We start from the raw sequence: 26,383 nt of genomic DNA on the forward strand, positions 1-26,383 counted from the left end.
CCCCCGCCCTCGCTACGCTCAGGCACCCCCTTTGCCAAAGGGGGCAAGCGGCTGCGCCGCTTGGGGTCCTGCGAAGCAGGGCCAATCCCCCGTCCCGCCCGCAGGCGGCCCGACCCCTTTGAAAAGGGGCTCCGCGAAGCGGTGGGGATTGACTGCTGGCACTGCTTCTACTTGAAATTTGAAATAGAAGCAGTTTTCCTAAGACAATCCCCCGTCCTCGCTTCGCTCGGGCACCCCCTTTGCCAAAGGGGGCAAGCGGCTTCGCCGCTTGTGTGGCCCTGCTTCGCAGGGCCAATCCCCCGTCCCGCCCGCAGGCGGCCCGGCCCCTTTGAAAAGGGGCTCCGCGAAGCGGTGGGGATTGATTTGCAGGCATTACTTCGACTTGAAATCTGAGGTAGAAGATGGTGCTTCCAGGGACAATCCCCCGCCCCAGTGTGCGCACTGGGCCGCCCCCCTTGCCAGAGGAGGCTGGGCGGCTGTCGCCACGCTGCTTTCGGGGGAAGCTGTTCTAAACACACTGCCCACAGGGAAACGTTCTTTTTGCTTCTTTTTCTTACAAGAAAAAGAAGGCCCGTCCGGCGAGGACAAGTAAGGAGGCAAATGATGGAACTGCTTGAAATACTGAAGACGCTTAACGAGGCCCACGGTCCCTCCGGGGACGAGGGGGATGTACGGGAGAAGATCGAGGAGCTGGCCCGGCCCTATGCCGACGAGATCACCACCGACACCCTGGGCAATCTGTTCATTCACAAGAAGGGGAAGGGGCCCCGGGTTATGTTTGCCGCCCACATGGACTCCATCGGCTTCATTGTGACCCACATTGAGAAGGAGGGCTTTCTCCGGGCCGGCAGGCTGGGCGGCGTATCCCCCAAGGAGGCGGCCTATGCGCCGGTCCGCTTTAAAAACGGCCTGCGGGGGGTGTTTGTTCCCGAGGAGAAGGCCGACTTGGGCAAGCTGAAGCTGGACCAGTGCTTCATCGACATTGGCGCCAGGGACGAGGCGGAGGCCCGCGCTCTGGTCCAGGTGGGAGACACCGCCATTTACGACCAGGGGCTTCAGATCCGGGGCAGCCGGGTCACCTCCCCCTATCTGGACGACCGCATTGCCTGCGCGGTGCTGCTGTGCGCCCTGGAGCGGATCACAGAGCCGGTGTGCGACCTTTACCTGGTGTTCACTGTCCAGGAGGAGGTGGGCCTGCGGGGGGTGCGCACCGCCGCCTGGTGGACTGAGCCCAACATTGGCATTGCGGTGGACGTAACCGACGTGGACGACACCCCCGGCTCAGAGAAATGCGGCACCGCCCAGCTGGGCAGAGGGGCGGCGGTGAAGGTGATGGACTCCTCCGTCATCTGCCACCCCGACGTGGTGGCGCGGCTGGAGGAGCTGGCCAGGGCCCGGAATATCCCCGTCCAGCGGGACATTATGCGGGCCGGGGGCACCGACGCAGGGGCGATCCACACCGCCCGGGCCGGGGCGCGCACCGGGGGCATCTCCATCCCCTGCCGTTACATCCACACCCCTGTGGAGACGGCAGACCTGGCCGACGCGGAGGCCTGTGTGCAGCTGGCGGCCGCCTTTGTCCAGGCATAAAATCCCCTCAGTCCGCAGACAATAAAAAAGCCCGCCTCCCCCGAAGGGGAGACAGGCAGGAGAATCACTGTTTGGCGGCGGCCCGGGCCATCACGGCGGCCTCCTCCCGGGTCACCAGGTCCCGGGGGCGGAAGCCGTCGGTGAGGCCCATGGCTTTGGCGTCGGCCAGCAGCTCGGGCATTCCGGCGGGCAGCTCCCGCAGCTCCTTCCGGTACTGCTCCATAAATTCCTTCCACTGCTCATAGGTCACTTCTTCGTCCTCTCCTTTCATCAATTGGGACACCTGGCCCCGGAAATCGTCCATGGTCTTTCCAAATTTGGGGAACCAGTGGAGCACGTCCCCGTGGTTGGAGGCAATGCCCCTCTGGTAGCCCTCCTGGTGGCAGATGACGGCCCCGTCCGCCAGGGGGTCCAGGCCAAACTCCTTGCAGAGGTAGGCGGTCAGCTCCGCCGCCTCCTGGTAGATTTTGGCGAAATAGGCGGGGTCGCTGAGGGAATCCTCACAGATCTCAAAGCCGATGTGGGTGTTGTTGCCCGAGCCCTTCTGCCCCCGGGCACAGTGCCAGCCCCGGACCTCCCAGGGCAGGGTCTGGACCGTGCCCACCTCCCCGCCGGCAAATTTCCCGATAAAGGCGTGGACGCACTTGGTGATGCCGGGCTGGTCCCAGTGGTTGCCGGCGGTGTTGCGGCCCAGCTCCTCATCTCCGGGGACGTAGCGGCACACCCGGGGATTGTCCGCCCCGGTGGAGTGGACCATAACCCCCTGTACCTGGAGGGGACGGGCGGCCTGGAAGCAGTCGTTTCGGGTCAGGTACTGCTGTCTCAGTCTCATTTTTCCACCTCTTTTTCCGAGGTCTGGGTCCCAAAGTAGAAGGAAATGATGACCGCGTATATGGTCATAAAATCCTGGTCGATGTTCCCGCACAGTGCCAGGCAGGAGAATACCGCCGTGAGGGCCAGGGTGACCAGGCTTTTGACGGTGAGCAGCCGGGAGAGCCGTTTCCAAATGATCTCCATAGATCCCATCCTTTCTGTTTTCAAGTCTGCGGACACAGCGCTCCGCTACCCATTCTATGGCGGGCGGGACCCCTGTGTACCGGGGAATTTTCCCATACTTCGGGGGGATCGGGGAAAAGTTGCACACCTTCGTACATCCCTGTGGAGAAAGTTCGGGGGCGGATTTATAAATTTGGATACTTTTCCCGTTTTATGTCTTGCAAAAAAATAAGCAATCTGGTAGAATAATAAAACGTCTGGAAATATGGATACCACAGAATACTCAATCGGGCTGTGGCGGCCCGCAGCAAGGAGAATGAAAACGCATGGATAAGAAACAGAGAGAAGAGCGCCGCCGTCAGGAGGATATCGCACTGCAGCGAGGCCTGCTGTGGGTGGTGGGGGCGATTGTGCTGGAGGGACTTCTGGTCCTGATCAATCGCAACTATATCAACTACAAGATGGAAGAGGCGGCAGTCAATCGGATGGTCGCCATCGGAAATGTGCTGGGCGTCCTGCGCATTGCAGGGGCTGTTGCGGCGGTCCTGGCTCTGGGTTGGGCGTTCTGGCAGATGAAGCAAAAGAAAACCTTTGGTTTGCAGCTGGTGCTGGCTCTGGCACTGGCGGCGGTGGCTGTCTGCGCCCACGTGACGGTCAAGTTCCGGGCCGAGGGTATGTCTATGCTGTTCTGGCTGGTGGTGGCCTGGGCCGTGCTGGCGCTGGTGTACTATATCTACCAGCGGGAGTTTTTCCTGGGCGCCTGCGCCTGCGGAATGTCCGCCCTGGGGCTGTGGTTTGCCCGCATGGGCTCCAGCGGCCTGAAGGAGACCATTCTGGTTCTGGCTGCTATCGTTGTCGTCACCGGGGCTGTCCTCTTGCTGAAGAAGTCGGACGGCCTTCTGCCCCTGCCCGGCATGGAGCCGGTGCGCTTCCTGGCCCCCGACACCTGCTGCACCGTCCCTCTGGCCACCTGCTTGGCCAGCCTGGCGGCGGTGGTGGTGGGAATTGCCGCAGGAGGGATGGTGGCCTACTACCTGATCTATGTGATGGTGGCCTGGCTGTTTGCCCTGTTTGTGTACTACACCGTCAAGCTGATGTAAAGTATGTGCCTCCCCACCCGCAGTGGGGAGGCTTTTTTTGAAAGGAGCGTCTGAATTGCGTAGAGTGAACAGGAGTGAGCGCACCGCCGGGGCAATTTGCCTGGTCCTGCTGTTTGCGGGACTGTTTTGGCTCTGCTGGCTCTTTCCCCTCACCGGAGATGACTGGTATCGGGAGGCTCTGGGGATGACCCTCCACAGCCCTCTGGACCTGGCGCGGACCCTGGTCCAGGTGTGGTCCACCACCAACGCCCGGGTTATGGGCAACATTCTGGCCTACACCGCCGGAAGCCGACCCCTGGTCCGGGAGCTGATGCGCGCCCTGCTGACCCTGGCCCTCGCCGCCGCCCTGGCCCGGGTCACGGGGCTGCGGGGGTGGCGGGGGATCCTGCTGTGTACCGCCCTGCTCCTGGCGCTGCCCCGGGAGATGTTCTGTCAGATCTACCCCTGGGCCGCCGGCTTTTTCAACTACCTGCCCCCGGCGGCCATGCTGCTGGCCTGTCTGGCGCTGGCGGAGCCGGTGCTGGAGGGGGAAACGCTGCGGGAGAGCGGCCCCCGGGCTGCGGCCCTGTTTTTGCTGGGCTTTGGGCAGCAGCTGTTTGTGGAAAACGCGACCCTGTGCGCCCTGTGCGCCTCCGGCCTGCTGCTGGTCTGGTACTGGTGGGAGAGGCGCAGGCTGTCCCCCTGTCTGCTGGTCTTTTTCCTGGGCTGTCTCCTGGGGGCGGCACTGCTGTTTGCCTCGCCGGCCTACCGGAACCTGGGGACGGCGGAGGGGGCCTATCACATGGGCGGGACCCTGTCCGGCCTGCTGGCCACCGCCAGAGAGAATGTTCCGGAGGTGGCGCGGTACTACATCCTGAAATGCCCCGTGCTCTACTGGCCGCTGACCCTGCTGGCGCTGCTCTACTGGGGAAACAGCAGAAGGACCCCCCTGGACAATGTGCTGGCGGCGGTGCTGGCCCTGGGCTGTCTGGGTCTGGCCTGGGGGGGCTTCCGCCCCGTGGTGATGGCCGGCGTGTGGGCGCTGGCCTGTACGGCGGCCCTGTGGCGCTGGTCCCCCGACCGTCCGACCCGGGCCAAGGCGCTCTTCCTCTGGCTGATGGCTGCTGCTGCGGCGGCGCCTCTGCTCTTTGTAACGCCCATTGGCCCCCGGTGCCTGTTTTTGTCCTATGTGCTTCTGCTGGGGACGGCGGGCGTCCTGTTCCACGCCCTTGGGCCGGAGGATTTGACTGGTCCGGTCCGCACGCTGATCCCCATTGGGGCGGCGGCGGGGATCCTGTGCTTCTACCTGTCCGTCTTTTGGCCCCTCCACCAGCTGGAGCTGACCCGGACCCAAATTCTGGAGGAGGCCCTGTCCGCCGGAGCCAGCCAGGCGGTCCTGCCCGCCTTTGAGGACGGGGGCTACCTGTGGGAAGCCGACAGCGACTACAAAATGGAGCTGGTGTACTTCCGGGAGACCCCGGGGGACCTGGCCATCCGCTTTGTGCCCCGAAGTGAGTGGGAGGGATTGACATGAAACGGCGTGTTCCCTGGCGTATCCTCTTTTTCGGCGGCCTGGCAGCGGTCTACGTCCTCCTCTTCCTGCTGGTACAGCGCACCGGCTTCTACGACCTGGCGGGGGCCCACAACGACCGGGTCTTCTCCGCCGACGACGTGTACTTTGTCACCGGCTTCTTCTCCCAGACCATGGACGCCTCCGCCCGAATCATCAAGCACCCTCTGCTCATCCTCTTCGGCTGTGTGTTCACGCGGCTGGAGGGGCTGGTGCTGGGGCCCATCAGCACAGAGCACCACTATATGCTCATTGTGATGATGCAGATTGGCCTGGGCTGGCTGTGCGCCGTGGTGCTGGACCGCATTCTGGAGGAGCAGTATGGCCTGGACATGGGGCGGGCCCTGCTGGTGTGCGCCGTTTTCGGGCTGTCCTTCTCCACGCTGTTCTACATCCTGGTGGGGGAGAGCTACATCTATTCGGCCCTCATCCTTTTCCTCACCTTCTACTTCGCCCGGCGGCAGAATCTGATCGTGACGGCGGCGCTGGGGGTCCTGGCCGCCGGCGTGACCATCACCAACGGGGCCCTGTGGGCGGCCATTGTGGTGTTCTCCGGCGGGACGCTGTTGCGGCGGGGGCTGACCCTGGCCCTGGGGGGCGGCGGCTTCTGTGCGGCGGTGGCCCTCACCCCGATGCGGACCTTCTTTTTCAGCCGGCTTATCCCCGGCGCTCTGGGCAGCGCCAGCAGCTTCAGCGACCACTTCTCTCTGGCGGAGGGGGCGCACCGGGTGTTTTACGCCTTCTTCGGCTCCACCAGCTTCTATCTGGACACCATGGACCAGTCCGCCTTTGGGGAGTTCCCGGGGGACGCCCTCACCTTCATCCCCTCTGCCTCCCCCCTGATTACGGCGGCGGGGGCGGTCTGGCTGGGACTGCTGGTGTGGGCGATTTGGAGGTACCGCCGCTCTCCCCTGCTCTGGGCCCCGCTGGCCGTGCTGGGGTGTAATTTGCTGCTCCACGGTGTGATCCAGTACGGGCTGAAGGAGGCCTTCCTCTACTCCCTCCACCACCTGCCCGCCCAGATGTGCATCGCCGCTCTGCCCCTCAGCCGGGAGGCCGGAGCCTGGGAGCGGCGCGCCGTGACCTGGGGGCTGGGGGTCTACGCCCTGGGCCTGGTGGTGCTGAATCTCCCCGGGTACCAGGCCCTGGCCCAGTACCTGACCCGATAAAAAACCCTCCCCCCGGACATCCGGAGGGAGAGTTTTTTTGTTCTGTGCCGCAGGGCCTATGTTCTTCCTTTTCCCTTCACGATTTTTGCGGTATGTCTCAGCTGGCCCAGGTCCGGATTCCTCCGGTTCAGCTTTGCCACCAGAGCGGAGATCTCCCCCTGGGCCTGTTCCACCTCCGCCTTGAAGGAGCGGGCGGACAGCCGCAGCGCCCCGTGTCCCAGGATAATAAGCTGCTCCAGCCCGTCGGAGGTGGCCACCCGTACCCGGTGATTTTTGCCCAGGTCGTAGGTGGCCTTTTCGATGTAGGTGTCCGCCGTCTCGGCCTCCTTGGTGTAGACCACATAGATATTGTCCTTTTTCTCCACTGAGCCTGGGTTGCCCTTCACCTTGTAGGCGTCGAAGACCAGGATGACCACACATCTGCGGTAGCCCTGGTAGTTGGACAAAATGTCCTCCAGGGCGGCCCTTGCGGCGGCCACATCCTGGTGGGCCAGGGCGGTGAGCTCCTCCCAGGCGAAGATGATGTTGTAGCCGTCCACCAGCAGGTATTCCGGCCCGGTATACTGGTCCCGGATGGTGTACTTCCCCTCGTCCAGGCTGGTGCGGGCGGGCTTTTTCTGGGGACGGAAGGCGTCCCGCTCCACCTTGCCATAGGTGCGCTCAAAGACGGCCAGCAGCTCCTTGTCCTGCTCCAGACTGCCCCCCTGGTACTGTCTGTGTCCTCCGGCGGGGGCGGCGGACCGGGTTTGAGGCTCCTCCCCGCCCAGGCGCAGGCCGCTGTCCACGTGCATATGCCGGAACACCTGGTCCCACTTGACGATGATCCCCGTCCCGTGGGAGCAGAATACCGAGTCGGGGGGATTTTCCACATCCCGCTCCGGGTCGTAGGCGAAGCGGGCGGCGGTCTCCTCCTGATTGGCGCAGGGCTCATAGCCCCGGAGGGCGCAGGACAGCCGCCCCCGCCCCCGGGTGTAGGCGGTGACCTCCCGCCAGTAGTCCCGCAGGCCGGCCACCGGGGCGTGTCCGGTGAGCAGGGACAGGTCCCCCTCCATCTCCGGTCCCTCCACGCTGCCTCCCATGGTCTGGAGGTCGTTCATGGCCCGGCCTACGCAGTCGGGGGGGAGCTCCAGGGTGAAGTCGTAGTGGGGCTCCAGCAGGATGCTTCGGGCCTGCATCAGCCCCTGGCGTACCGCCCGGTAGGTGGCCTGGCGGAAGTCGCCCCCCTCGGTGTGCTTCACGTGGGCCCGGCCCGCCGTCAGGGTGATTTTCACGTCGGTAATGGGGGACCCGGTGAGGACCCCACGGTGGCGCTTCTCCATCAGGTGGGTCAGGATCAGCCGCTGCCAGTTCAGGTCCAGCTGGTCGGTGGAGCAGGCGGAGGCCAGAACGACCCCGCTGCCCCGGGGGCCGGGCTCCAGAAGGAGGTGGACCTCGGCGTAGTGGCGCAGGGGCTCGAAGTGGCCCACCCCCTCCACCGGGCCGGCAATGGTCTCCCGGTAGACAATATTTCCCGCGCCAAAGCCCACCTCCACGCCGAAGCGCTCCTGAATCAGCCGGGTCATCACCTCCAGCTGGACCTCTCCCATCAGCTGGAGGTGGATCTCCCCCAGGGTCTCGTTCCACACAATGCGCAGCTGGGGGTCCTCCTCCTCCAGCTGGCGGAGGTTTTTCAAAAAGGTGTGGACGTCGCAGGCGGGGGGGAGGATCACCTGGTAGGTGAGGACGGGCTCCAGCTCCGGCTTGAGGGAGGGGGGCTCACAGCCCAGGGCGTCTCCGGGGCGGGTCCGGGTCAGGCCGGTGAGGGCGCACACCGTACCGGCGGGGGCCTCCTCCAGGGTCTGGTACCTGCTGCCCGAGTAGACCCGGATCTGGTTCACCTTCTCCTGCCAGTCCGCCCCCTCCAGCGGGGTCCGCACCTTGAGAGAGCCGCCGGTCACCTTGACATAGGTGAGGCGGTCGGCGCCGTCCCGGGCGATTTTGAACACCTTGGCGCCGAACTCCGGGCCGAACTCCGGGATCGGGCTGTACCGGGTCAGACCTTCCAGCAGCGCCTCGACCCCCTCCAGCTTTAGGGCAGAGCCGAAGAAGCAGGGGAAGACCAGCCGCCGGGCGACAAGGCTGGCAGCCTCCTCCCAGGTGACCTCTCCCCACTCCAGGTATTTGTCCAGCAGCTCCTCGTCCGAGGCGGCCAGGTCCTCCAGAATTGGCCCCAGTCCGCCGGAGAAGTCCAGACAGCCGCCGTCCAGCTTCTCCCGCAGCTGGGCCAGGAGGGCGTCCCGGTCGGCCCCCGCCAAATCCATCTTGTTGAGGAAGAGGAAGGTGGGGATCTGGTGGCGCTCCAGCAGCCGCCACAGGGTTCGGGTGTGGCCTTGGATGCCGTCGGTGCCGCTGACCACCAGTACGGCGCAGTCCAGTACCTGCAAGGTGCGCTCCATCTCAGAGGAGAAGTCCACATGGCCCGGCGTGTCCAGCAGAGTGAAGGCGGTCTCCCCCCAGGTCAGCTCCGCCTGCTTGGAGAAGATGGTGATGCCCCGCTCCCGCTCCTGGGCGCTAGTGTCTAGAAAGGCGTTCCGGTGGTCCACCCGGCCCAGCTTGCGCACCGCCCCGCTTACATATAGCAGCCCCTCGGCCAGGGTCGTCTTCCCCGCGTCCACATGGGCCAATATTCCCAAAACCAGCTTTTTCATTGGGCCGTCCGCCTCTCCAAAATCAAATACAGCTAAGAATAAGGATACATGGTTTTTACCTTCTGTGTCAAGGGGGTGGACATTTTCTCCGAAAACAGGTATAATATCCAGGATTACCTTGCGGGAGGAGACAGTTTATGCTGTACCGCTTTTTATGGATCTTTTTTATCTACGCCTTTTTGGGCTGGTGTACCGAGGTGAGCTATGCCGCCCTGGTGACGGGAAAATTTGTGAACCGGGGCTTTCTCAACGGTCCCGTCTGCCCGGTCTACGGCTTCGGCGTTGTCATTGTGCTGGGCTGTCTGACCCCCCTGTCGGAGAATCTGCCCATCCTGTTTGTGGGCTCAGTGGTGCTCACCTCCATTTTGGAGTGGCTCACCGGCTTTGTGCTGGAGAAGCTGTTCCACCAGCGGTGGTGGGACTACTCCGACGAGCCCTTCAACCTCAGCGGCTACATCTGCCTGCGATTCTCCATCGTCTGGGGGCTGGCCTGCGTGTTTGTGGTGAAGCTGCTCCACCCCACGGTGCTGGCGCTGATCCACCTGTGCCCCCATATGCTGGGGCTGGTGCTGCTGGCGGTGCTCAGTGCGGGGATGGGGGTGGACCTGGCGGCTACCGTGTCCACCATCGTGAAGCTGAACCGCCATCTGGAACAGATCGACGAGCTGGCCGCCAAAATCAAGGAGGCCTCCAACGAGTTTGGCGAGAACCTGGCCGAGCGGGTTCTGGACGCCGCCGAGCGGGGGGCGGACTGGAAGGAGGACCTGGACGAGCTGGCCTTCCGTCTGGCCCAGCGCCGGGCTGAGCTGGCCGATGAGATGGAGGAGTGGGAGCAGCGCCGGGACGAGCAGCGCACCCAGGTCCGCCGCCAGCTGGAGGAGTGGCACACCAGCGTTCAGGCGCTGCTGGAGGGGGAGTCCTTCGGCCGCCGCCGTCTGCTGAGGGCCTTCCCACGGCTGCGCTCCATCGACCACGGCAGCGCCCTGGAGCGGCTGCGCCGGAGAGGGGAGAATCTGCGGCGGCGCTGAGGGAGATGGACCCTGCGAAGCAGGGCCAAACAAGCGGCGCAGCCGCTTGCCCCCTTTGGCAAAGGGGGTGCCCAAGCGAAGCGAGGGCGGGGGATTGTCTCTGGGAGCACCACCTTTTATTTGAGCTTTTAAGTAGAAGCAGTGCCGGCAGGTCAATCCCGGCCCGGCTTCGCCGGGAGCCCCTTTTCAAAGGGGCCAGGCCGCCTGTGGGCGGGACGGGGGATGAGCCCTGCGAAAAATGTGTTACGAATTTAAGCGATTTTCGGGATTTTCTTTGCAATACCCGATATTTCGTGATATAATACCCGGTATCATATTTGAGAAAGAAGGTCCGCTCTGTGGACGAACTTCAAAACCTGAGAGAGCGTATGGAGCAGGAGCGGCCTGCCCGCTGGGAGGAGCTGCCCGATTTGGCCCTGTACATGGACCAGCTGATCTCCTACATGCCCCGGCAGCTGATCCGCTTTGACGAGGGTTCCACCCTCACCGCCGCTATGGTGAACAACTATATCAAGGAGGGCCTGGTGCCCCGGGCGGAGGGCAAGCGGTACGGTCCCATCCATCTGGGCTATCTTACGGCGGTGTCGGCGCTGAAGCAGGTGCTGTCGGTACGGAACATCGGTGCGCTGATGGAGGCGGGCCGGACCACCGGCAAGACTCCGCCGGAGCTGTACGGCTACTTTTGCAGCGCCCTGGACCAGGCCCTCACTGACACGGCCCAGACCATCGACCCGGAGGTCCCGGAGCAGGACCTGGCCAGGATGGCCCTCAACCTGGCGGTACGCAGCTATGCCAACCAGCTGGCCTGCCAGCGGATTTTGGATATCCTCCAGCCGCCGGAGGACAAACGAAAAAAGAAGGGCTGACCGCCCTGTTTTGGAGCATCCTAAAGAAAGGAAAATATGTATGTCTGACTTTGTAATCATAACCGATTCCTCCGCCGACCTGCCCGCCAGCATGGTTCAGGAGCTGGATATCCAGGTCCTCCCCCTGTGCTTTACCATGGGAAAGCGTACCCTTTCTGACTATCCCGACGACCGGGATATGGCCCCCCAGGATTTTTACGGCCGTCTGCGCCGGGGGGAGATGGCCACCACCAGCGGCGTGAATGTGGAGCAGTACACCCAGGCGCTGGAGCCTCTGCTTCAGGCGGAAAAGGATGTGCTGATCCTGGCCTTCTCCTCTGGCTTGTCCACCACCTACAACTCTTCCGCGATGGCTGTGGAGGAGCTGAAAAAGAAGTATCCCCAGCGCAAGCTGTATACCGTGGATACTCTGTGCGCCTCCCTGGGCCAGGGGCTGCTGGTGTGGTACGCCGCCCAGGCACGGGCCAGAGGGGGGAGCATCGAGGAGGTGCGGGACTGGGTCGAGGACCACAAGCTGAATGTGTGCCACCAGTTCACGGTGGACGACCTCTACTTCCTTAAGCGGGGCGGGCGCATCTCCGCCGCCACCGCCGTGGTGGGGTCCATGCTTCAGATCAAGCCTGTCCTCCATGTGGACGACCAGGGGCATTTGGTGAGCATGGCCCGGATCCGGGGCCGTCAGGCCGCCCTCAGGGCCCTGGTGGACCGAATGGCCCAGACCTCCATTGACTCGGGCAGCCTCACCGTCTTCATAAGCCACGGCGACTGCCTGGAGGACGCCCAGACCGTGGCCGACATGGTGAAGCAGCGCTTCGGCGTCCAGGAGATATTAATCAACCGGGTTGGGCCCGTCATCGGCGCCCACTCCGGCCCCGGCACGGTGGCGCTGTTCTACATTGGCACCGAGCGGTGAGGACGCGGCAGGGGAGCGGGAAAACAGAATGGAAGTGGAACGATGGACGAGATCAAATGGTTGGAAATTGCGGTGAACACCACGCCGGACAGGCTGGACCAGGTGTGCGCCCGGCTGGCCGCCGCCGGAATGGACAGCGTGGTCATTGAGGACGAGGGGGACTTTCTCCAGTTTCTGGAGCAGAACCGCCAGTACTGGGACTATGTGGACCAGGAGCTGCTGGACCGGATGAAGGGGGTGACCCGGGTCAAGTTCTACGTCACCGACGACGCCGACGGCAGGGAGCAGCTGGCGGGCTATACCCGGGGGCTGGAGGAGGAGTACACCGCGACCCCTCTCACCGACAGCGACTGGGCCTACAGCTGGCAGAAGTACTACAGGCCCCTGGAGGTGGGCAGGCGGCTCTACGTGGTCCCCGACTGGCTGCGGGAGGAGCCCATCCCCCCGGGGCGGGTCCCCTTCTACCTGAACCCGGGGCTCACCTTCGGCACCGGCTCCCACGCCTCAACCCAGCTGTGCCTGGAGGGAGTTGAGGAGCACACCGCCCCCGGCTGCTCCGTGCTGGACCTGGGCTGCGGCAGCGGGATTTTGTCCATTGCCGCCCTGGTCCTGGGGGCGGAGTCCGCCGCGGCGGTGGATATTGACCCCAAGGCGGTGGATGTGGCCTACGAGAACGCCGCCCTCAACGGCATTGGGCGGGACCGGTATACCGTGCGGGCGGGCAATGTGCTCGCCGACCGGGCCCTGGCTGCGGAGCTGGCCCGGAGGAGGTACCACCTGGTACTGGCCAACATTGTGGCCGATGTGATTATCCCCCTGGCCCCCCAGGTGCCCGGCCTGCTGGAGAAGGGCGGGGTCTTCCTGTGCTCCGGCATCATCGACGCCCGGACCGGGGAGGTGGAAGCCGCCCTGAAACAGGCGGGGCTCACGCTGACGAAGAAGCGGGAGAAAAACGGCTGGGCCGCGCTGGAGGCGACAGTATGAAGATTTTGATTTTTGGGCCCAAGTCCCGGTACGACCTGTACCGGCCCGATTTTGTGGAGGACCTGCCGGTGGAGCTGGTCTTTGCCGCCGCCCACCAATCGACCCTCCAGGCGGCCCGGGAGCATCCGGACGCGGAGGTGGTGTTTGCCGACGCCATAACCCGGGTGGATGGGGAGACCATCGCCGCCCTGCCCCAACTGAGGATGATCCACTCCGAGGGGGTCGCCTACAACGCCATTGATATCCAGGCCGCCCGGGAGCGGGGAGTGTTCGTGTGCAACAACAAGGGCTGCAACGCCGGGAGCGTGGCAGAGCACACCGTCATGCTCATGCTCATGGCCCTGCGCCAGGGCGTTACCGGCCACCGGGCGGTGAAGGCGGGGGAGCAGATCCAATTTAAGGAGCGGTTTATGGTGTCCAACGCCCCCGAACTGGGGGAGCAGACGGTGGGCATCATCGGGCTGGGGGACATTGGTACCGCTGCGGCCCGGCTGCTGCGCCCCTTCGGCTGTACCCTGTACTACTACACCGCCCACCGCCGCCCGCCCCAGGTGGAGGCGGCGCTGGGGGTCACCTACCTGCCCCTGGAGGAGCTGGCGGCCAGGTGCGATATCCTGTCCCTCCACTGCGCCGTGAATGAGGAGACGGCCCATCTGGTGAACGAGGCGTTTCTGTCCCGCGTGAAGCCGGGGGCCATTCTGGTGAACACTGCCCGGGGCCAGCTGGTGGACAATCTGGCCGTCCGTCAGGCGCTGCTGGAGGGCAGGCTGGGGGGCGTCGCCGTGGATACCCTGGACCCGGAGCCGACCCCCGCCAGCCACCCGCTGGTGGACCTGCCCGCCGAAATTGCGGACCGGGCGGTGTACTCCCCCCACCTGGGGGGCATCACCGGCGGCGTCTTCCGCAGGGCCCACCGGAATATGTGGAACTCCGTGCGGCTGATTCTGGAGGGGAAGGAGCCCAATTTTATCGTCAACATGGGGTGAGAGCGCCGCAGAGGAACCCTTCTGCGGCGGGCACAGTGTTCCAATCAGTAAAGCGCATCCGCTCATATCTCCCGTAAATCTTGCATAGGATGGAAGCAGCAAGAGTCGGGGAGTGTTGTGCTTTGAAAGGAAACATGGAGGAGCGGGCCGAACGTCTGGCGCTGTATATCCTGGAGAACCGGGCGACGGTGCGCTCCGCGGCACAAAAGTTTGGGATCAGCAAGAGCTCAGTACATAAAGATCTGTCGGAACGTCTGCCCACCTTCAACCGGACCCTCTACCTCCAGGTGAAGGAGGTCCTGGAGCAGAACAAGGCGGAGCGGCACATTCGGGGCGGTATTGCCACACGGAAGAAATACAAAGGAGCTTGAACATAAAAAGACAGCCTGCTGGAAACAGGCTGTCTTTTTCGTGCTGTTTTTATTAGCAAAAATTATCGTTTATCTGTCCAATTTTTCAGATGAGTATTTCGTACTGCCGCAGGTAAATTTGTGTAGTTATCCCTGATATATCGCCGCTCATGTGTAGATAAGGAACGGCCCTCCCATAGCCTCTGAGTAATCATTGCTCCTTTGTGTCCCTGAGCTGCCGCTTGTGTAGCCCTGCTTCGCAGGGCTCATCCCCCGTCCCGCCTGCGGGCGGCCTGGCCCCTTTGAAAGGGGGCGGAGGCGAAGCTGGTGGGGATTGATTTGCAGGCACTGATTCTACTTGAAATTTTAGGTAGAAGATGGTGCTTTCAGGGACAATCCCCCGCCCTCGCTTCGCTCAGGGGCCCCCTTTGCCAAAGGGGGCAAGCGGCTGCGCCGCTTGTGCGGCCCGGCTTCGCAGGGCCTATCCCCCGTCCCGCCCGCAGGCGGCCTGGCCCCTTTGAAAAGGGGCGGAGGCGAAGCGGTGGGGATTGACCTGCGGGCACTGCTTCGACTGGAAATCTGAGGTAGAAGAGGGTTTTCCCTTGACAAACCGGCTGTTTAGGGTATAATAATGACGGAAGGGATACTGTGACAAGCGGTTAGTCCCAGAGTTTAGTTAAGAAATGACCACGCCGGGGCTAAGGAGTGGTCATTTCCTTTTGAAGATCTGATAGCACAGACCAACAACGCCAAGAATCACAAGGGAGTATGTAAAGAGCTCCCCATATGTAACCATAGCGGTCCCCCCTTTCCGGGGGACAAGGCCCCCATATAGAATGGAGGACTAACCACCTGCCGTTTGCAACAATAAACCCTTCCGGCCTTGTCGATCAAGACTCGGCGCAGCTATTATACCGCAGAGCGGAGTATTTTGTCAAACTCTGTGGAGAAGCTCCTGCCTGATGGACGGGGGCTTGTTTTTTTTACAGTATTTTGCTAAAATAGGCCCATCAAAACAGAGAGGAACATTGAGCCATGAGCTATGCCGACCAGATATTTATCCAGAACTGCAAAGAGATTCTCTCCAAGGGGGTGTGGGACACCGACCGCCAGGTTCGCCCCCGATGGGAGGACGGGGCTCCGGCCCACACGGTGAAGCTCTTCGGGATTGTCAACCGCTACGACCTGCGCCGGGAGTTTCCCATCCTCACCGTGCGGAAGCAGTATATCAAGTCGGCGGTGGATGAGCTGCTGTGGATCTGGCAGAAGAAGTCCAACAACATCCACGACCTGCACAGCCACATCTGGGACGCCTGGGCGGACGAGAGCGGCTCCATCGGCAAGGCCTACGGCTACCAGCTGGGGGTCAAGCACCGCTATCCCCAGGGAGAGATGGACCAGGTGGACAAGGTGCTGTGGGACCTGAAGCACGACCCCGCGTCCCGGAGGATCATCACCAACCTCTATAACCACCACGACCTGAGCGAGATGGCCCTGTACCCCTGCGCCTACTCCATGACCTTCAACGTGTCCGGGAACATCCTCAACGGCATTCTCAACCAGCGCTCCCAGGATATGCTCACCGCCAACGGGTGGAATGTGATGCAGTACGCGGTGCTGCTCCATATGCTGGCCCAGGTCACCGGCTTTGAGGCGGGGGAGCTGGTCCATGTCATTGCTGACTGCCACATCTACGACCGCCACGTCCCCGTGGTGGAGGAGCTGATTGCCCGCACGCCCTATGACGCGCCGGCGTTCAGCCTGGACCGGAGCGTCACTGATTTCTATGACTTTACCCCCGACAGCGTGAAACTGGAGGGCTACCGGGCCAGCCCGCTGGAGGGAAAGATACCGGTTGCGGTGTAAGGAGGGAGCGGTATGAATTTGATTGTTGCGGTGGACCAAAACTGGGCCATTGGAAGTGGGGGCGACCAGCTGGTCTACCTCTCGGAGGATTTGAAGCGCTTTAAGGCCCTGACCCTGGGCCATACGGTGATCCTGGGCCGGAAGACCCTGGCCACCTTTCCCGGGGGGCGGCCCTTGAAGGGGCGGCGGAACCTGATTTTATCCCGGAGTCCGGACTTTGCCCCCGCGGGGGGAGAGGTCTTCTCTGACTTGACCGCTCTGTTGGCGGCGGCGCCGGCGGACTCCTTTGTCATCGGGGGCGCCTCGGTGTACGCGGCCCTGCTGGAGCGGTGTGACACCGCCTACATTACGAAAATAGATTGGAGCTTTCCCGGGGCCGACTGCGGATTCCCTGATCTGGACAAGCGCCCGGAGTGGTCTGTGGCAGAGGAGGGACCGGAGCTGGAGGAGGGCGGCATTCCCTTCCGCTATGTGACCTACAAAAGAGGATAAGAAGAACCCCATTTGTCAGGCGGCATCCCTCACAAATGGGGTTCAGCTTCTGTTTTTGGGCTGTTACAGCTGTAAGGTGATGCCGTCCCGGTCGGACAGGCCGTCCTTGGCCAGCATCCGTTCCAGCACCTCCACGTCGGTGGTGATGTCCATGGCGTCCCCCTGGAAGAGGAGGTCCAGCTGCTTCTCAAAGCCCTCCACCACTTTATCCATCATCCCCTCAATGCGCTGCATGGCGGCGGTGATATTTTCGCCGGCCACCTCCTGGGCCTCCAGCTGCCCGTAGGCCCGGAGGATTTTCAGGGTCGTGGGCAGGTAGTAGCTCAAGAAGCTGTGGAGCTGAGGGGCCCTGGCGGGGTGGGACTTCTGATAGTCCAGGATCTTGGCGGTGATGACCCCGATCCGGTCGATCTGGGCGGACATTTTCTCATTTTTGATGGCGTCGTTCACCGTCCGGATCTCGGCCAGCACAGCGTTCTCATCCCCCTTGGGGGCGGGAGCGGGGGGCTCCTCAACGGGCTCAGAGATGCCGCCGCCGGTGAGGACCAGCCGGTCGCCGCCGTAGTCCAGAAAGCCCTGGGGGAACAGGCCCTCGTCCAGCATATCGGACAGGTCCTCCCGGACCCTGTTGGGGGAGAGGCCGGTGGCGGAGGCCAGGACGGAGACGGATACAGTGGTCTTCTGGCCGATCATCGCCAGGTAGCTGCGGTAGCGCCGGGCCTGCTTTTGCTTACGCACTCCGGCCCACAGTCCGCCCAGCCCTGCGGCCGCGCAGCACAGCAGGACCAGGGGTCCGGAGAGCCCCTGTATGAACAGAGGCAGGTCGCCCCGGAACAGCCAGTACAGCGGCTCGCTCAGGCTGCCGAAAAAGCCGATGAGACAGCCCGCCGCGGTGGCGGCCCCGGCAATGGCCCAGCCCTTGCCCTTTTTGCTCAGCGCTGCGATGGGGTCCCTGTTCCGGCCCCACTTTTTCTTGGGCTTGAGAACGCGCTGATCCTGGCCAGGCTTCTCCTGGGCGGTCTGGGGGCGGAAGACCTGGCCGGTGGTCCGGGCTCCGGCAGGGGTCTGGCTCTGCTGCTGGTAGTAGGGATGGCGGCCCTTTTTCTTGCCCCCGCTGAACAGCCTCAGCGCAATCATCAGCACGCCGATTGGCGCGGCAAAGCCGGTACAGATCAGGCCCACGGCAATCAGCCAGTAGACCACGTCGTTGTTTTTTTGGTTGCCCTGATAGTCAGACATAGCGCATCCCCCAAACATGAAAGTACTGTGAAAGAGCTCCTGATTCCGGTGAGCTCTCCTGATTTCGGCGTCTTCCCCCTGCCCTTGGCGGGACGGAAGCAATGAATCACCACTCCCTTACTACTATAACAGAAAATTTCCAAAAGGGAATTGATTTTTTCTTAAAATTTACTGAAGAAAGGGCGGTAAATTTGGGTCATAGCGGGAGAGGTCTGGAGAGGGGCGTGTTCGGGCTGGAAAAGGGAGGGAAGGGGCTGAGTTGTAACTATTCTGTAATTATTTCGGGGGAGGCCCGTGATATAATATAATTTACTGGTCTCGGGGCCGGTATGGAAGCAGCAGGAGGGAATGAGAGCGATGCAAGGACAGCGCGTAGCGAAAAAGGAGGGCGGCGGCAAGCTGCCCTGGCTCATCACCGGTTCGGTGGTGGGCATATTGGCGGCGGCCTATCTGGGGCTGTGCGCCTGGGCCGGAGGACGGCAGGAAATTTTGCCCAACGTGTCCATTTCCGGCGTAAATGTATCCAACATGACGGTGGAGCAGGCCCAGAGTGCGGTGGAGACGGCGGTGAGCCAGCAGGGGAAGGATGTGACCCTGGCGCTGCACTATACGACAGACCAGGAGTTCAGCGAGGAGCTGAACGGGGCGGATGTTCAGGTGGACGCTGCCCAGAGCGCCCAAAACGCCTGGCAGGAGGGCCGGGGGAACTTCCTCACCGGCGGCCCCCAGCTGCTGGGACATATGCTGGGCATGTCCAGTCAGGTACCGGCGGTGATCCCTGAGGACGACCCCGCCCTCCAGGACCTGATGGAGCGGATGGAGCAGGCGGTCACCGCCACCGACGACCAGGGCTACACCATTGAGGAGGACCGGCTGGTGATGGTCAAGGGGGCGCCGGTGGTCACTGTGGACTGGGAGGAGGCCCGGACCCAGGCGGAGGAGAACCTGCTGGCGGGCTATGAGCAGCGCTTCAGCGGCCAGACTGAGTCCTCCATGCAAAAGGTGGAGCTGACCGGCCAGACCAGCGAGGTGGCCGAGCCCGACTTTGAGGCCATCCACCGGGCGGTGTACACCGAGCCCAAGGACGCCGCCCTGGACCTGGAGTCCATGGAGATTACCGACCACACGGTGGGGGTCGATTTTGACGTCCAGGCCCTGCGCAGCGCCTACCAGGCGGCCAAGGGGGGCGAGACCTTCTCCATCCCCCTGACCCTGACCCAGCCCAAGGTGACCAAGGAGGACCTGGGGGGCAGCCTGTTCCGGGATGTGCTGGGGGAGGCCACCACTACCGTCACCGGCACCACCGCCCGGAGGGCGAATGTGAAGCTGGCCGCCTCCCGGTGCAACGACACCATTGTCCTGCCCGGAGAGGAATTCTCCTATAATAAGACCGCCGGCGGCTTCTCGGCGAAAAATGGCTATCTCCCCGCCCCCATCTACGTGGGCGGCCGGTCGGAGGACGGCATTGGCGGCGGCGTCTGCCAGGGCTCCTCCACCATCTACTATGCGGTGCTCCACTCAACCCTGGAGATCGTGGAGCGCCACGACCACCGGTTTGCCGTCACCTATATGCCCGCCGGGATGGACGCTACGGTGTACGGCGACACTCTGGATTTCCGATTCAGAAACAGCACCGATTACCCCATCAAGGTGTCGGTGGTCACCTATACCTCGGGGGGCTCTCTGAAGCTGACCGCAAAGATTTACGGGACCAATATTGACGGCCGCTACGGCGACCCCACCAGCACGGTGTACGACGTGGTCAATCCCACCACTGTCTACCAGCCGGACGCCAGCGTGGCCCGGGGGACTCTGGTGCTGGACCGGGAGCAGAACGCCTACACCGGCAAGAAGGCCCACACCTACCGCACCATCCGGGAGGCCGACGGCACCGTGGTGGAGAAGCAGGATATGGGGACCAGCAGCTACAGTATGCGCCCCCACACCTATTACTATAACCCCGCCGACGGCGACCCCACCACCTGGGTCAACGGCAAGCCCCCTGCGGCGTCCACCGAGCCCGCCGATCCCGGCACCACGACGCCCACCAACCCGGGCGCCACGACTCCTGCCGACCCGGGCACAGAAACGCCCGGCGGCCCCGGGACCACCACGCCGGAAGACCCCGGGACCACCGAGCCGGAAGACACTGGGACCACCGAGCCCTCCGGCACAGAGGACCCGGGACCGGAACAGCCGGAACCCTCCGACTCCGGCCTGAACTTCATTGATCCCAACGCCGTGGCCGCCTGATGGAATACCACTTCCCGTCCTTCCCAGGGCGGGAAGTTTTCAAAAATTGGAAATCACCGCAGAGAGATAGGGGAAATCATATGTTTGAAGGATACACGCAGGGGACCATCGACTTCCTGTGGGGGCTGAGGCTGAACAACGAGCGCCCCTGGTTTCTGGCCCACAAGGAGGAATTTATTAATGAGGTGGACCGGCCCACCAGGGAGCTGGCCGCCCAGCTCACCAGGGAGATGACCGGGGCCTTCCCCAAGCTGGGCCTGGAGCTGAAAGTGAGCCGCATCTACCGGGACGCCCGCCGTCTCTTTGGCCGGGGCCCCTACAAGGACCACCTGTGGTTTTCCCTGCGCAAGCCGGGGGAGCACGACGGCTGTATCCCCTGCTTCTGGTTTGAGGTGGCCGCCGACCGGTACGGCTACGGCATGGGCTGCTGGGATGTGCCCCCGGTGACCATGGCCAAGCTGCGCGCCCGCATCGACCGGGACCCCAAGCCGGTGGAGAAGCTGGCCAGGGCGGTAAACCGGCGGGGGGAATTTGAGCTGGACGGTCAGGAGTACAAGCGCCCCAAGGGGGACCCGGGCCCGCTGCTCTCCCCCTGGTACAACCGGCGGCAGATCAGCTTCTCCCGGGCCTGCAACTGCGAGGGGATCTTCTTCACGCCGGAGCTGGCCGGCCAGGTGCTGGAGGGGTGGAAGTCCCTGGTCCCCCAGTACAAGTTCCTGTGTGCCCTCCCCGGCGATCCCGAGCCCGACCATATTTGAGCCCCGCGAAAGGCGGCGTCCCTCCCGGACGCCGCCTTTCGCAGGGATTTTTGGAGGGGTGTAGAAAATCCGGCGGAAAATTTGGTGATAAAAACGAACAAAAATCCTTGACAGAATTACATTAGTGTGGTAAATTATAACCAGAACAAGGAAGGGTGAGTCCCATGTACAGGTAAAAGCCCCAGCGGCTGAGGCCGGCTGCAAGGTCAAGTGTTTCATAGCCCAAGTAAGCGCCATGAGAGGGGAAGAAGAACACTTGGGAGCGACAGGATTCCAGTTGAGGGACCTCGGGAGTACCCGTGATCTGGTAATAGGATATGCCTCCCTGACGAGACCTGACCGAAGCAGAAGGCGTTCAGCAAGCGCAAGGCGCACAGTCCACAAAGGCAAGGCGAGAGGAATCCGACCAAAGGGCCTCACATTTGAGGAGTTTGTCCGCAGAGCGGGAGTATGATGGATGGTCGTTGAAGAACTGGAAGATTGCCGGCGGGAGTGGAGCGCGGAGCGTATCCAATAGAAACGGAGGTAGCCATATGATGTTAGATAATAAGACAGAACAGAAATGACCCTTGACTGCATCGGATTACGAAACGGGCGGTCAAGGGTCATTTCTTTTTGGCGGAGACGTCTGGGGACGTCTTTTTTTATTTCAAAAACAGGCGGATCAGCTTGTCCTTGCCAGGGGTGTAGGGGGCGTAGCGGAAGGGCAGGTCCAAGCGGGTCGACTTTTTTACCACGCTCTTCCAGTGGGTGAAGGTGTCAAAGCTGGCCTTGCCGTGGTAGCCGCCCATGCCGCTCTCCCCCACGCCGCCGAAGGGCATCCGGCTGGTAGCCAGGTGGATAATGGTGTCGTTGATACAGCCGCCGCCGAAGGAGGCCCGGCGGAGGAACAGGTCCTGGACCCCCTTGTCCTCCGAGAACAGGTAGAGGGCCAGAGGCTTGGGCCGGGCATTGACAAGGTCCAGCGCCTCCTGGACCCTGTCGAAGGTGAGCACCGGGAGCACCGGCCCGAAAATCTCCTCCTGCATTACTGGCTCTTCCAGGGACACGTTGTCCAGAATGGTGGGCTGGATTTTCAGGGTCTCGGGGTCATATCCGCCGCCAAAGACCACCTTCTCCCGGTGGATGAGTCCCAGGACCCGGCGGAAGTGCTTCTCGTTGACCATGCGCACATAGCCCCGGTTGTCCAGGGGCTGCTGGCCGTACATGACCGTGATCCACCGCTTCACATACGCCAGAAAGCGGTCCTTCACCTGGCGGTGGATGAGCAGGTAGTCGGGGGCCACGCAGGTCTGGCCGCAGTTGAGCAGCTTGCCGAACACCAGCCGCTTGGCGGCCAGGTCCAGCTTGGCGGTGCTGTCCACGATGCAGGGACTCTTGCCCCCCAGCTCCAGGGTCACGGGAGTGAGGTGTGCCGCCGCCTTGGCCATCACCTCCCGGCCGACCCCGGGGCTGCCGGTGAAGAAAATGTAGTCAAATTTTTGCTCCAGCAGGGCCTGATTTGCCTCCCGGCCCCCCTCCACCACCGACACAAATTCCGGCGGGAAGCAGTCCGCCAAAAGTTCTCGGAGGACCCCGGAGACCTTGGGGGAGTAGGCCGACGGCTTTACCACGCAGCAGTTCCCGGCGGCAACGGCCCCAATCAGCGGCCCCAGAGTGAGCAGAAAGGGGTAGTTCCAGGGGGACATGATGAGGACCACGCCGTAGGGCTCCGCCACGGAACAGCTTCTGGCGGGGAATTGAGCCAGAGGGGTGGGGTGGGGCCGGTCCCTCATCCAGGAGGCCAGGTGTCTCTCCGCAAAGGTCAGCTCAGACAGCACCATGCCCACTTCGCACATATAGCTCTCAGTGGGGGACTTGTTCAGGTCGGCGGCCAGAGCGGCGCAGACCTCCCCCTCCCGGGTCTTGATCGCCACTTTCAGCCGCCGGAGCGCCTCCCGCCGGGCGGACAGGGGCAGAGCCGCGCCGGTGCGGAAATAGTCCCGCTGCTTTTGTACCAGAGCTTGCATATCCATGAACGTCCCTCCTTTCTTCTGAGAATACCATAAAACTCCGCCCCCGTCAAAAATTTCTCTTGACAAAGGTCTGGCGGACAAGTATTATATTTTTATCAGTACTGAATTTTTAACAATAGAGGAATGGAGGAGTGCATGATGAAGCAAGCCAAACCCCTGACCAGGGAGCAGTACCTGAAAAAGTTCAGCCAGGCGGTGCGGTGGCGTTTGCCGCCTAAGGAGGCGGAGGAGGCCATTGCCGACTATAGGGAGCTGGTGTTTCAGGAGGAGCGGAATCCGGACAGGCTGGTGGAGGAACTGGGGGACCCCGTCCAGGCGGCCCACCTGCTCACCGATGTGCGGACCTACCGCCGATGGCTGGCTGTATTTGCCATACTGGCCTTTGCACTGCTTTTGCAGGCTAAATGGATTTGGACCGCCCTGAGCTTCACATTTAATGGAGTGCGTGCGTGGTGGTATCCGGTGCTTGTGATGGCAGCGGGCCTGCTTCTGTCTCTGTGCGAGTTCAGAAAGCATGGGCAGAAGAACGGGTCCTTGCCCAAAGGGCTGTTGACTGCATTAGCAGGGGTTTTTGTGGCAGGATGCGGGATTTTTATCCGGATTTGGCAGTTGACCGGGGTCCGCATATTTGAAGAGATTCCCGGAGGGGCTTACGGGTTTGAAAAAAACGTGTATGGGCTGGTCACGGTGATGATGTGTGCAGGCATTTTTATGGCGCTGGCGGGCTTGACCGGATTGGTACAGGCCAAGTGTCGTGACCGCCGCTGGCTGGCGCTGTACATCCTGTGTCTTACGGTGGGGGCGATGTTGGGTTTTGTTACCTTTGTGATACACGCCATGGACCTGACGTTTGGCGCTCCAGAGGTCATGCGGTCTTACATATTTGCCCGGATCCTCCCCGTCGGGGCGGTGGGCCTTATGGGAACGGGGGCCGCGTTGATATGAAGGGAGACAGAGGGATGACCAGAGAAATTTACCTGAAAAAGTTCAGTCGGGCGGTGCGGTGGCGGCTGCCACCCAAGGAGGCAGAGGAGGCCATTGCCGACTATAGGGAGCTGGTGTTTCAGGAGAAGCGGGACGAAAGCAGGCTGGTGGAGGAACTGGGGGACCCCGTCCAGGCGGCCCGCCTGCTCACCGACGTGAAGTCCTACCGCCGTTGGCTGGCGGTGTTCGGGATTCTGGCACTTGGGCTGGTCCTGATGGCCAAGTGGTGTATTTTGGGGCGCAGTCAATTGGACTATTTTTTGGGGAAAACGAGATATTGGTTTCCCGTGTTGGTCCTGATGGTGGGGCTGGTGCTGTCTCAGTACTGGTTCCGGCGGTACGAGCAGAAGCGCGGGCCGCTGTCCAGACGGCTGATTTTGGGACTGGTGCTTGTACTGGCGGTGGGAGCGATTCCGCTGGGCTGGACCTGGTATGTGTCAAGGCCCGAGTTTCTGGAGCGCCTTGCCCAGGAACTCTTTCCCGGCCCGGTCGCCAGGCAGGCGTGGATGCTGCAATACGTGCTGCGGTATGGCGGCTGTGCCTGCACTCTGATTGCGTTGGCCGGACTGGTGCTGGCCAAGCTCTTCGACCGGCGGTGGCTGGCGCTGTACACGCTGGCCCTCACCATGACGGCGCTGTGTGTGATTCTTATATTCTGGACAAGAAGTATGAGCCTTCCCTGGTATGGTGTGAATGAATTGCAGTTCTATTACTTCCCTCGTATGGTCCTCGTGGGGATTGCCGGTCTTGTCGGAACGGGGGTGGCCTTGTGCTGAAGAAGGAGCTGTTGGAGCTGTGCCTGCTCCAGCTGCTGGACGGGGGGGACAAGTACGGTTACGAGGTGCTCACCCCCCTGCGCGCCGCCTTTCCGGACACCCAGGAGAGCGCCATTTATGCCCTGCTCCGGGGGCTGGGCAAGGAGAAATACACCGAATGGTACATGGCCCCTGGGGACGGCGGGCCGGACCGGAAGTATTACCGTCTCACCCCCGCCGGGCTGGAGCGGCTGGAGGCGCTGCGTGGGGAGTGGCGGCATATGCGGGACGCCATCGCCTCGTTTGGAGTGGAGTAGGCCGCTTTGCCGCATTAATTGACAAAATTATATTTACAACCGGCTGAAATCGTGCTATCATATAAGCTTGTGGGGCCTTTTCTCACAAATGATATGAAAACAAGGAGTGTTCCTTTATGAGCCGTATGGTCGGTACTGTATCCCGGGGTATCCGCACCCCCATTATCCGCAGCGGAGACGATCTGGTGGAGATTGTGACCAATTCCCTGCTGGAGGCCGCGGCAGAGGACGGCTTTTCCCTCCGGGACCGGGACATTGTGGCTATGACCGAGGCCATTGTAGCCCGGGCCCAGGGCAACTATGCCACCGTGGACGATATCGCCGCCGACGTCCGCGCCAAGCTGGGTGGGGAGACGGTGGGCGTCATCTTCCCCATCCTCAGCCGCAACCGTTTCGCTATCTGCCTGCGGGGTATTGCCAAGGGGGCGAAGAAGATTGTCCTTATGCTCAGCTACCCCTCCGACGAGGTGGGCAACCACCTGATCAGCCTGGACGCTGTGGACGAGAAGGGCGTGGACCCCTACAAGGACGTCCTCACCTTGGAGCAGTACCGGACACTGTTCGGCGATCAAAAGCACCCCTTTACCGGGGTGGACTATGTGGCCTACTACCAGGAGCTGATTGAGGGCTGCGGGGCGGAGGCGGAGATCATCTTTGCCAACGACCCCCGGGCGGTCCTGCCCTACACGAAGAATGTGCTGTGCTGCGACATCCACACCAGAGAGCGCACCAAGCGTCTGCTCCGGGCCGCCGGAGGGGAGAGGGTCTTTGGCCTGGACGAAATCCTCAACGCCCCCGTTAATGGTAGCGGCTGCAATGAGAAGTATGGCCTGCTGGGCTCCAACAAGTCCACCGAGGACCAGGTGAAGCTCTTCCCCCGGGACTGCCAGGGGCTGGTGGAGGCCATCCAGAAGAAGCTGCTGGAGAAGACCGGCAAGCATGTGGAAGTCATGGTCTACGGCGACGGCGCTTTCAAGGACCCGGTGGGTAAAATCTGGGAGCTGGCCGACCCGGTGGTCTCTCCCGCATACACCGCCGGTCTGGAGGGGACCCCCAATGAGCTGAAGCTGAAATATCTGGCCGACAACGACTTCGCCCACCTGTCCGGCGAGGCGCTGAAGGAGGCCATTAAGGACCGTATCCACAAGAAGGACGGAGACCTGGTGGGTCAGATGGTGTCCGAGGGCACGACCCCCCGGCGGCTCACCGATTTGATCGGCTCCCTGTGCGACCTGACCTCTGGATCCGGAGACAAGGGGACCCCGGTGGTCTTCATTCAGGGCTACTTCGACAACTACACCACTGAGTAATGATACTATGAGGACCGCCGCCCAATGGGCGGCGGCCTTTGTGTGTTTTGTTTTCTGTTGGCGGTTGGTGTCGCTTGTGGGCCCTGCTTCGCAGGGCCAATCCCTCGTCCCGCCCGCAGGCGGCCTGGCCCCTTTGAAAAGGGGCTCCCGGCGAAGCCGGGCCGGGATTGACCGTC

General features: G+C 62.5%; 23 protein-coding genes. 18 read left to right on the forward strand and 5 right to left on the reverse strand.

Annotation, left to right across the window (positions count from 1 at the left end; genetic code table 11):
• Window positions 1-603: 603 nt before the first annotated feature.
• Complete coding sequence (locus D1646_RS06660; protein ID WP_160635719.1) at window positions 604-1,590, forward strand: M42 family metallopeptidase; 987 nt, start codon at window positions 604-606, stop codon at window positions 1,588-1,590.
• A gap of 64 nt (window positions 1,591-1,654) precedes the next feature.
• Here D1646_RS06660 and D1646_RS06665 read toward each other — a convergent pair whose 3' ends face one another.
• The gene (locus tag D1646_RS06665; protein WP_160635720.1) at window positions 1,655-2,422 is read right to left on the reverse strand and encodes a peptidoglycan recognition family protein; all 768 of its coding nucleotides are present in this window, start codon (window positions 2,420-2,422) and stop codon (window positions 1,655-1,657) included.
• Window positions 2,419-2,607 (reverse strand): hypothetical protein, encoded by a 189-nt coding sequence (locus tag D1646_RS06670; RefSeq protein ID WP_160635721.1) that lies wholly within the window; start codon window positions 2,605-2,607, stop codon window positions 2,419-2,421. The genes D1646_RS06665 and D1646_RS06670 overlap by 4 nt, the downstream gene beginning before the upstream one ends.
• A gap of 305 nt (window positions 2,608-2,912) precedes the next feature.
• On the opposite strand from D1646_RS06670, the gene D1646_RS06675 reads away from it, so the two are divergent.
• The 3 genes from D1646_RS06675 (at window position 2,913) to D1646_RS06685 (ending at window position 6,404) form a co-directional block, all read left to right on the forward strand.
• Complete coding sequence (locus D1646_RS06675; protein ID WP_160635722.1) at window positions 2,913-3,686, forward strand: hypothetical protein; 774 nt, start codon at window positions 2,913-2,915, stop codon at window positions 3,684-3,686.
• Window positions 3,687-3,750: 64 nt separating this feature from the next.
• On the forward strand, window positions 3,751-5,199 hold the full coding sequence (locus tag D1646_RS06680) for a DUF6056 family protein (protein WP_347565143.1): 1,449 nt from the start codon (window positions 3,751-3,753) through the stop codon (window positions 5,197-5,199).
• Complete coding sequence (locus D1646_RS06685) at window positions 5,196-6,404, forward strand: DUF6080 domain-containing protein (RefSeq protein ID WP_160635724.1); 1,209 nt, start codon at window positions 5,196-5,198, stop codon at window positions 6,402-6,404. Before D1646_RS06680 ends, D1646_RS06685 begins: the two co-directional genes overlap by 4 nt.
• A 56-nt stretch (window positions 6,405-6,460) precedes the next feature.
• Here the strand turns inward: D1646_RS06685 and D1646_RS06690 are convergent, their stop codons facing one another.
• A complete protein-coding gene (locus D1646_RS06690; protein WP_160635725.1) occupies window positions 6,461-9,091 on the reverse strand; it encodes a TetM/TetW/TetO/TetS family tetracycline resistance ribosomal protection protein in 2,631 nt (876 codons plus the stop codon).
• A 137-nt stretch (window positions 9,092-9,228) separates the two neighbouring features.
• On the opposite strand from D1646_RS06690, the gene D1646_RS06695 reads away from it, so the two are divergent.
• The 8 genes from D1646_RS06695 to D1646_RS06730 all read left to right on the forward strand — a co-directional run bounded on the left by D1646_RS06695 (window position 9,229) and on the right by D1646_RS06730 (window position 16,576).
• Complete coding sequence (locus tag D1646_RS06695; protein WP_160635726.1) at window positions 9,229-10,119, forward strand: putative ABC transporter permease; 891 nt, start codon at window positions 9,229-9,231, stop codon at window positions 10,117-10,119.
• 338 nt (window positions 10,120-10,457) lie between these two features.
• Window positions 10,458-10,985 carry a DUF1836 domain-containing protein gene (locus tag D1646_RS06700; protein ID WP_160635727.1) on the forward strand — a complete coding sequence of 176 codons (528 nt, stop codon included), beginning with the start codon at window positions 10,458-10,460 and terminating at the stop codon, window positions 10,983-10,985.
• A gap of 40 nt (window positions 10,986-11,025) precedes the next feature.
• Window positions 11,026-11,898 (forward strand): DegV family protein, encoded by an 873-nt coding sequence (locus tag D1646_RS06705; protein WP_160635728.1) that lies wholly within the window; start codon window positions 11,026-11,028, stop codon window positions 11,896-11,898.
• Window positions 11,899-11,940: 42 nt separating this feature from the next.
• Entirely contained in the window at window positions 11,941-12,882 is a 942-nt protein-coding gene (prmA, locus tag D1646_RS06710) for a 50S ribosomal protein L11 methyltransferase (RefSeq protein WP_160635729.1), read from the forward strand.
• Window positions 12,879-13,868 (forward strand): NAD(P)-dependent oxidoreductase, encoded by a 990-nt coding sequence (locus D1646_RS06715; RefSeq protein WP_160635730.1) that lies wholly within the window; start codon window positions 12,879-12,881, stop codon window positions 13,866-13,868. The genes prmA and D1646_RS06715 overlap by 4 nt, the downstream gene beginning before the upstream one ends.
• 122 nt (window positions 13,869-13,990) lie before the next feature.
• A complete protein-coding gene (locus D1646_RS06720) occupies window positions 13,991-14,239 on the forward strand; it encodes a sporulation transcriptional regulator SpoIIID (protein ID WP_160635731.1) in 249 nt (82 codons plus the stop codon).
• Window positions 14,240-15,253: 1,014 nt separating this feature from the next.
• Complete coding sequence (gene thyA, locus D1646_RS06725; RefSeq protein ID WP_160635732.1) at window positions 15,254-16,084, forward strand: thymidylate synthase; 831 nt, start codon at window positions 15,254-15,256, stop codon at window positions 16,082-16,084.
• Window positions 16,085-16,096: 12 nt separating this feature from the next.
• Window positions 16,097-16,576, forward strand: a complete 480-nt coding sequence (locus D1646_RS06730; protein ID WP_160635733.1) for a dihydrofolate reductase — start codon at window positions 16,097-16,099, stop codon at window positions 16,574-16,576.
• Between the two features lie 63 nt (window positions 16,577-16,639).
• Here D1646_RS06730 and D1646_RS06735 read toward each other — a convergent pair whose 3' ends face one another.
• Window positions 16,640-17,815: a 5-bromo-4-chloroindolyl phosphate hydrolysis family protein gene (locus D1646_RS06735; RefSeq protein WP_243154054.1), complete on the reverse strand. Its 1,176-nt coding sequence runs from the start codon at window positions 17,813-17,815 to the stop codon at window positions 16,640-16,642.
• 348 nt (window positions 17,816-18,163) lie between these two features.
• On the opposite strand from D1646_RS06735, the gene D1646_RS06740 reads away from it, so the two are divergent.
• Both D1646_RS06740 and D1646_RS06745 read left to right on the forward strand, forming a co-directional pair.
• The gene (locus tag D1646_RS06740) at window positions 18,164-20,068 is read left to right on the forward strand and encodes a VanW family protein (protein WP_160635734.1); all 1,905 of its coding nucleotides are present in this window, start codon (window positions 18,164-18,166) and stop codon (window positions 20,066-20,068) included.
• 80 nt (window positions 20,069-20,148) lie between these two features.
• On the forward strand, window positions 20,149-20,826 hold the full coding sequence (locus tag D1646_RS06745) for a DUF2461 domain-containing protein (protein ID WP_160635735.1): 678 nt from the start codon (window positions 20,149-20,151) through the stop codon (window positions 20,824-20,826).
• Window positions 20,827-21,470: 644 nt separating this feature from the next.
• Here the strand turns inward: D1646_RS06745 and D1646_RS06750 are convergent.
• The gene (locus D1646_RS06750; RefSeq protein ID WP_160635736.1) at window positions 21,471-22,841 is read right to left on the reverse strand and encodes an aldehyde dehydrogenase; all 1,371 of its coding nucleotides are present in this window, start codon (window positions 22,839-22,841) and stop codon (window positions 21,471-21,473) included.
• Window positions 22,842-22,976: 135 nt separating this feature from the next.
• Here D1646_RS06750 and D1646_RS06755 point away from each other — a divergent pair, with 135 nt between their 5' ends.
• From D1646_RS06755 to D1646_RS06770, 4 genes are all read left to right on the forward strand, one after another.
• Window positions 22,977-23,786 (forward strand): hypothetical protein, encoded by an 810-nt coding sequence (locus D1646_RS06755; protein WP_160635737.1) that lies wholly within the window; start codon window positions 22,977-22,979, stop codon window positions 23,784-23,786.
• Window positions 23,787-23,800: 14 nt separating this feature from the next.
• On the forward strand, window positions 23,801-24,601 hold the full coding sequence (locus D1646_RS06760) for a hypothetical protein (RefSeq protein ID WP_160635738.1): 801 nt from the start codon (window positions 23,801-23,803) through the stop codon (window positions 24,599-24,601).
• Complete coding sequence (locus D1646_RS06765; RefSeq protein WP_160635739.1) at window positions 24,595-24,897, forward strand: PadR family transcriptional regulator; 303 nt, start codon at window positions 24,595-24,597, stop codon at window positions 24,895-24,897. The genes D1646_RS06760 and D1646_RS06765 overlap by 7 nt, the downstream gene beginning before the upstream one ends.
• Before the next feature lie 116 nt (window positions 24,898-25,013).
• Window positions 25,014-26,207, forward strand: a complete 1,194-nt coding sequence (locus D1646_RS06770) for a coenzyme F420-0:L-glutamate ligase (protein WP_160635740.1) — start codon at window positions 25,014-25,016, stop codon at window positions 26,205-26,207.
• Window positions 26,208-26,383 lie beyond the last annotated feature (176 nt).

Origin of the sequence: Pseudoflavonifractor sp. 60 (assembly GCF_009911645.1) — a bacterium.
Classification (GTDB): domain Bacteria; phylum Bacillota; class Clostridia; order Oscillospirales; family Oscillospiraceae; genus Lawsonibacter.

Bases quoted from the DNA above. Each gene is read 5' to 3' on its own strand.
- D1646_RS06660 (WP_160635719.1), top strand. From the start codon at position 604: ATGGAACTGCTTGAAATACTGAAGACGCTTAACGAGGCCCACGGTCCC.
- prmA (WP_160635729.1), top strand. From the start codon at position 11,941: ATGGACGAGATCAAATGGTTGGAAATTGCGGTGAACACCACGCCGGAC.
- D1646_RS06670 (WP_160635721.1), bottom strand. From the start codon at position 2,607: ATGGAGATCATTTGGAAACGGCTCTCCCGGCTGCTCACCGTCAAAAGC.
- D1646_RS06695 (WP_160635726.1), top strand. From the start codon at position 9,229: ATGCTGTACCGCTTTTTATGGATCTTTTTTATCTACGCCTTTTTGGGC.
- D1646_RS06730 (WP_160635733.1), top strand. From the start codon at position 16,097: ATGAATTTGATTGTTGCGGTGGACCAAAACTGGGCCATTGGAAGTGGG.
- D1646_RS06705 (WP_160635728.1), top strand. From the start codon at position 11,026: ATGTCTGACTTTGTAATCATAACCGATTCCTCCGCCGACCTGCCCGCC.
- D1646_RS06690 (WP_160635725.1), bottom strand. From the start codon at position 9,091: ATGAAAAAGCTGGTTTTGGGAATATTGGCCCATGTGGACGCGGGGAAG.
- D1646_RS06750 (WP_160635736.1), bottom strand. From the start codon at position 22,841: ATGGATATGCAAGCTCTGGTACAAAAGCAGCGGGACTATTTCCGCACC.
- D1646_RS06675 (WP_160635722.1), top strand. From the start codon at position 2,913: ATGGATAAGAAACAGAGAGAAGAGCGCCGCCGTCAGGAGGATATCGCA.
- D1646_RS06760 (WP_160635738.1), top strand. From the start codon at position 23,801: ATGACCAGAGAAATTTACCTGAAAAAGTTCAGTCGGGCGGTGCGGTGG.
- D1646_RS06745 (WP_160635735.1), top strand. From the start codon at position 20,149: ATGTTTGAAGGATACACGCAGGGGACCATCGACTTCCTGTGGGGGCTG.
- D1646_RS06715 (WP_160635730.1), top strand. From the start codon at position 12,879: ATGAAGATTTTGATTTTTGGGCCCAAGTCCCGGTACGACCTGTACCGG.
- D1646_RS06665 (WP_160635720.1), bottom strand. From the start codon at position 2,422: ATGAGACTGAGACAGCAGTACCTGACCCGAAACGACTGCTTCCAGGCC.
- thyA (WP_160635732.1), top strand. From the start codon at position 15,254: ATGAGCTATGCCGACCAGATATTTATCCAGAACTGCAAAGAGATTCTC.
- D1646_RS06735 (WP_243154054.1), bottom strand. From the start codon at position 17,815: ATGTCTGACTATCAGGGCAACCAAAAAAACAACGACGTGGTCTACTGG.
- D1646_RS06770 (WP_160635740.1), top strand. From the start codon at position 25,014: ATGAGCCGTATGGTCGGTACTGTATCCCGGGGTATCCGCACCCCCATT.
- D1646_RS06755 (WP_160635737.1), top strand. From the start codon at position 22,977: ATGATGAAGCAAGCCAAACCCCTGACCAGGGAGCAGTACCTGAAAAAG.
- D1646_RS06685 (WP_160635724.1), top strand. From the start codon at position 5,196: ATGAAACGGCGTGTTCCCTGGCGTATCCTCTTTTTCGGCGGCCTGGCA.
- D1646_RS06740 (WP_160635734.1), top strand. From the start codon at position 18,164: ATGAGAGCGATGCAAGGACAGCGCGTAGCGAAAAAGGAGGGCGGCGGC.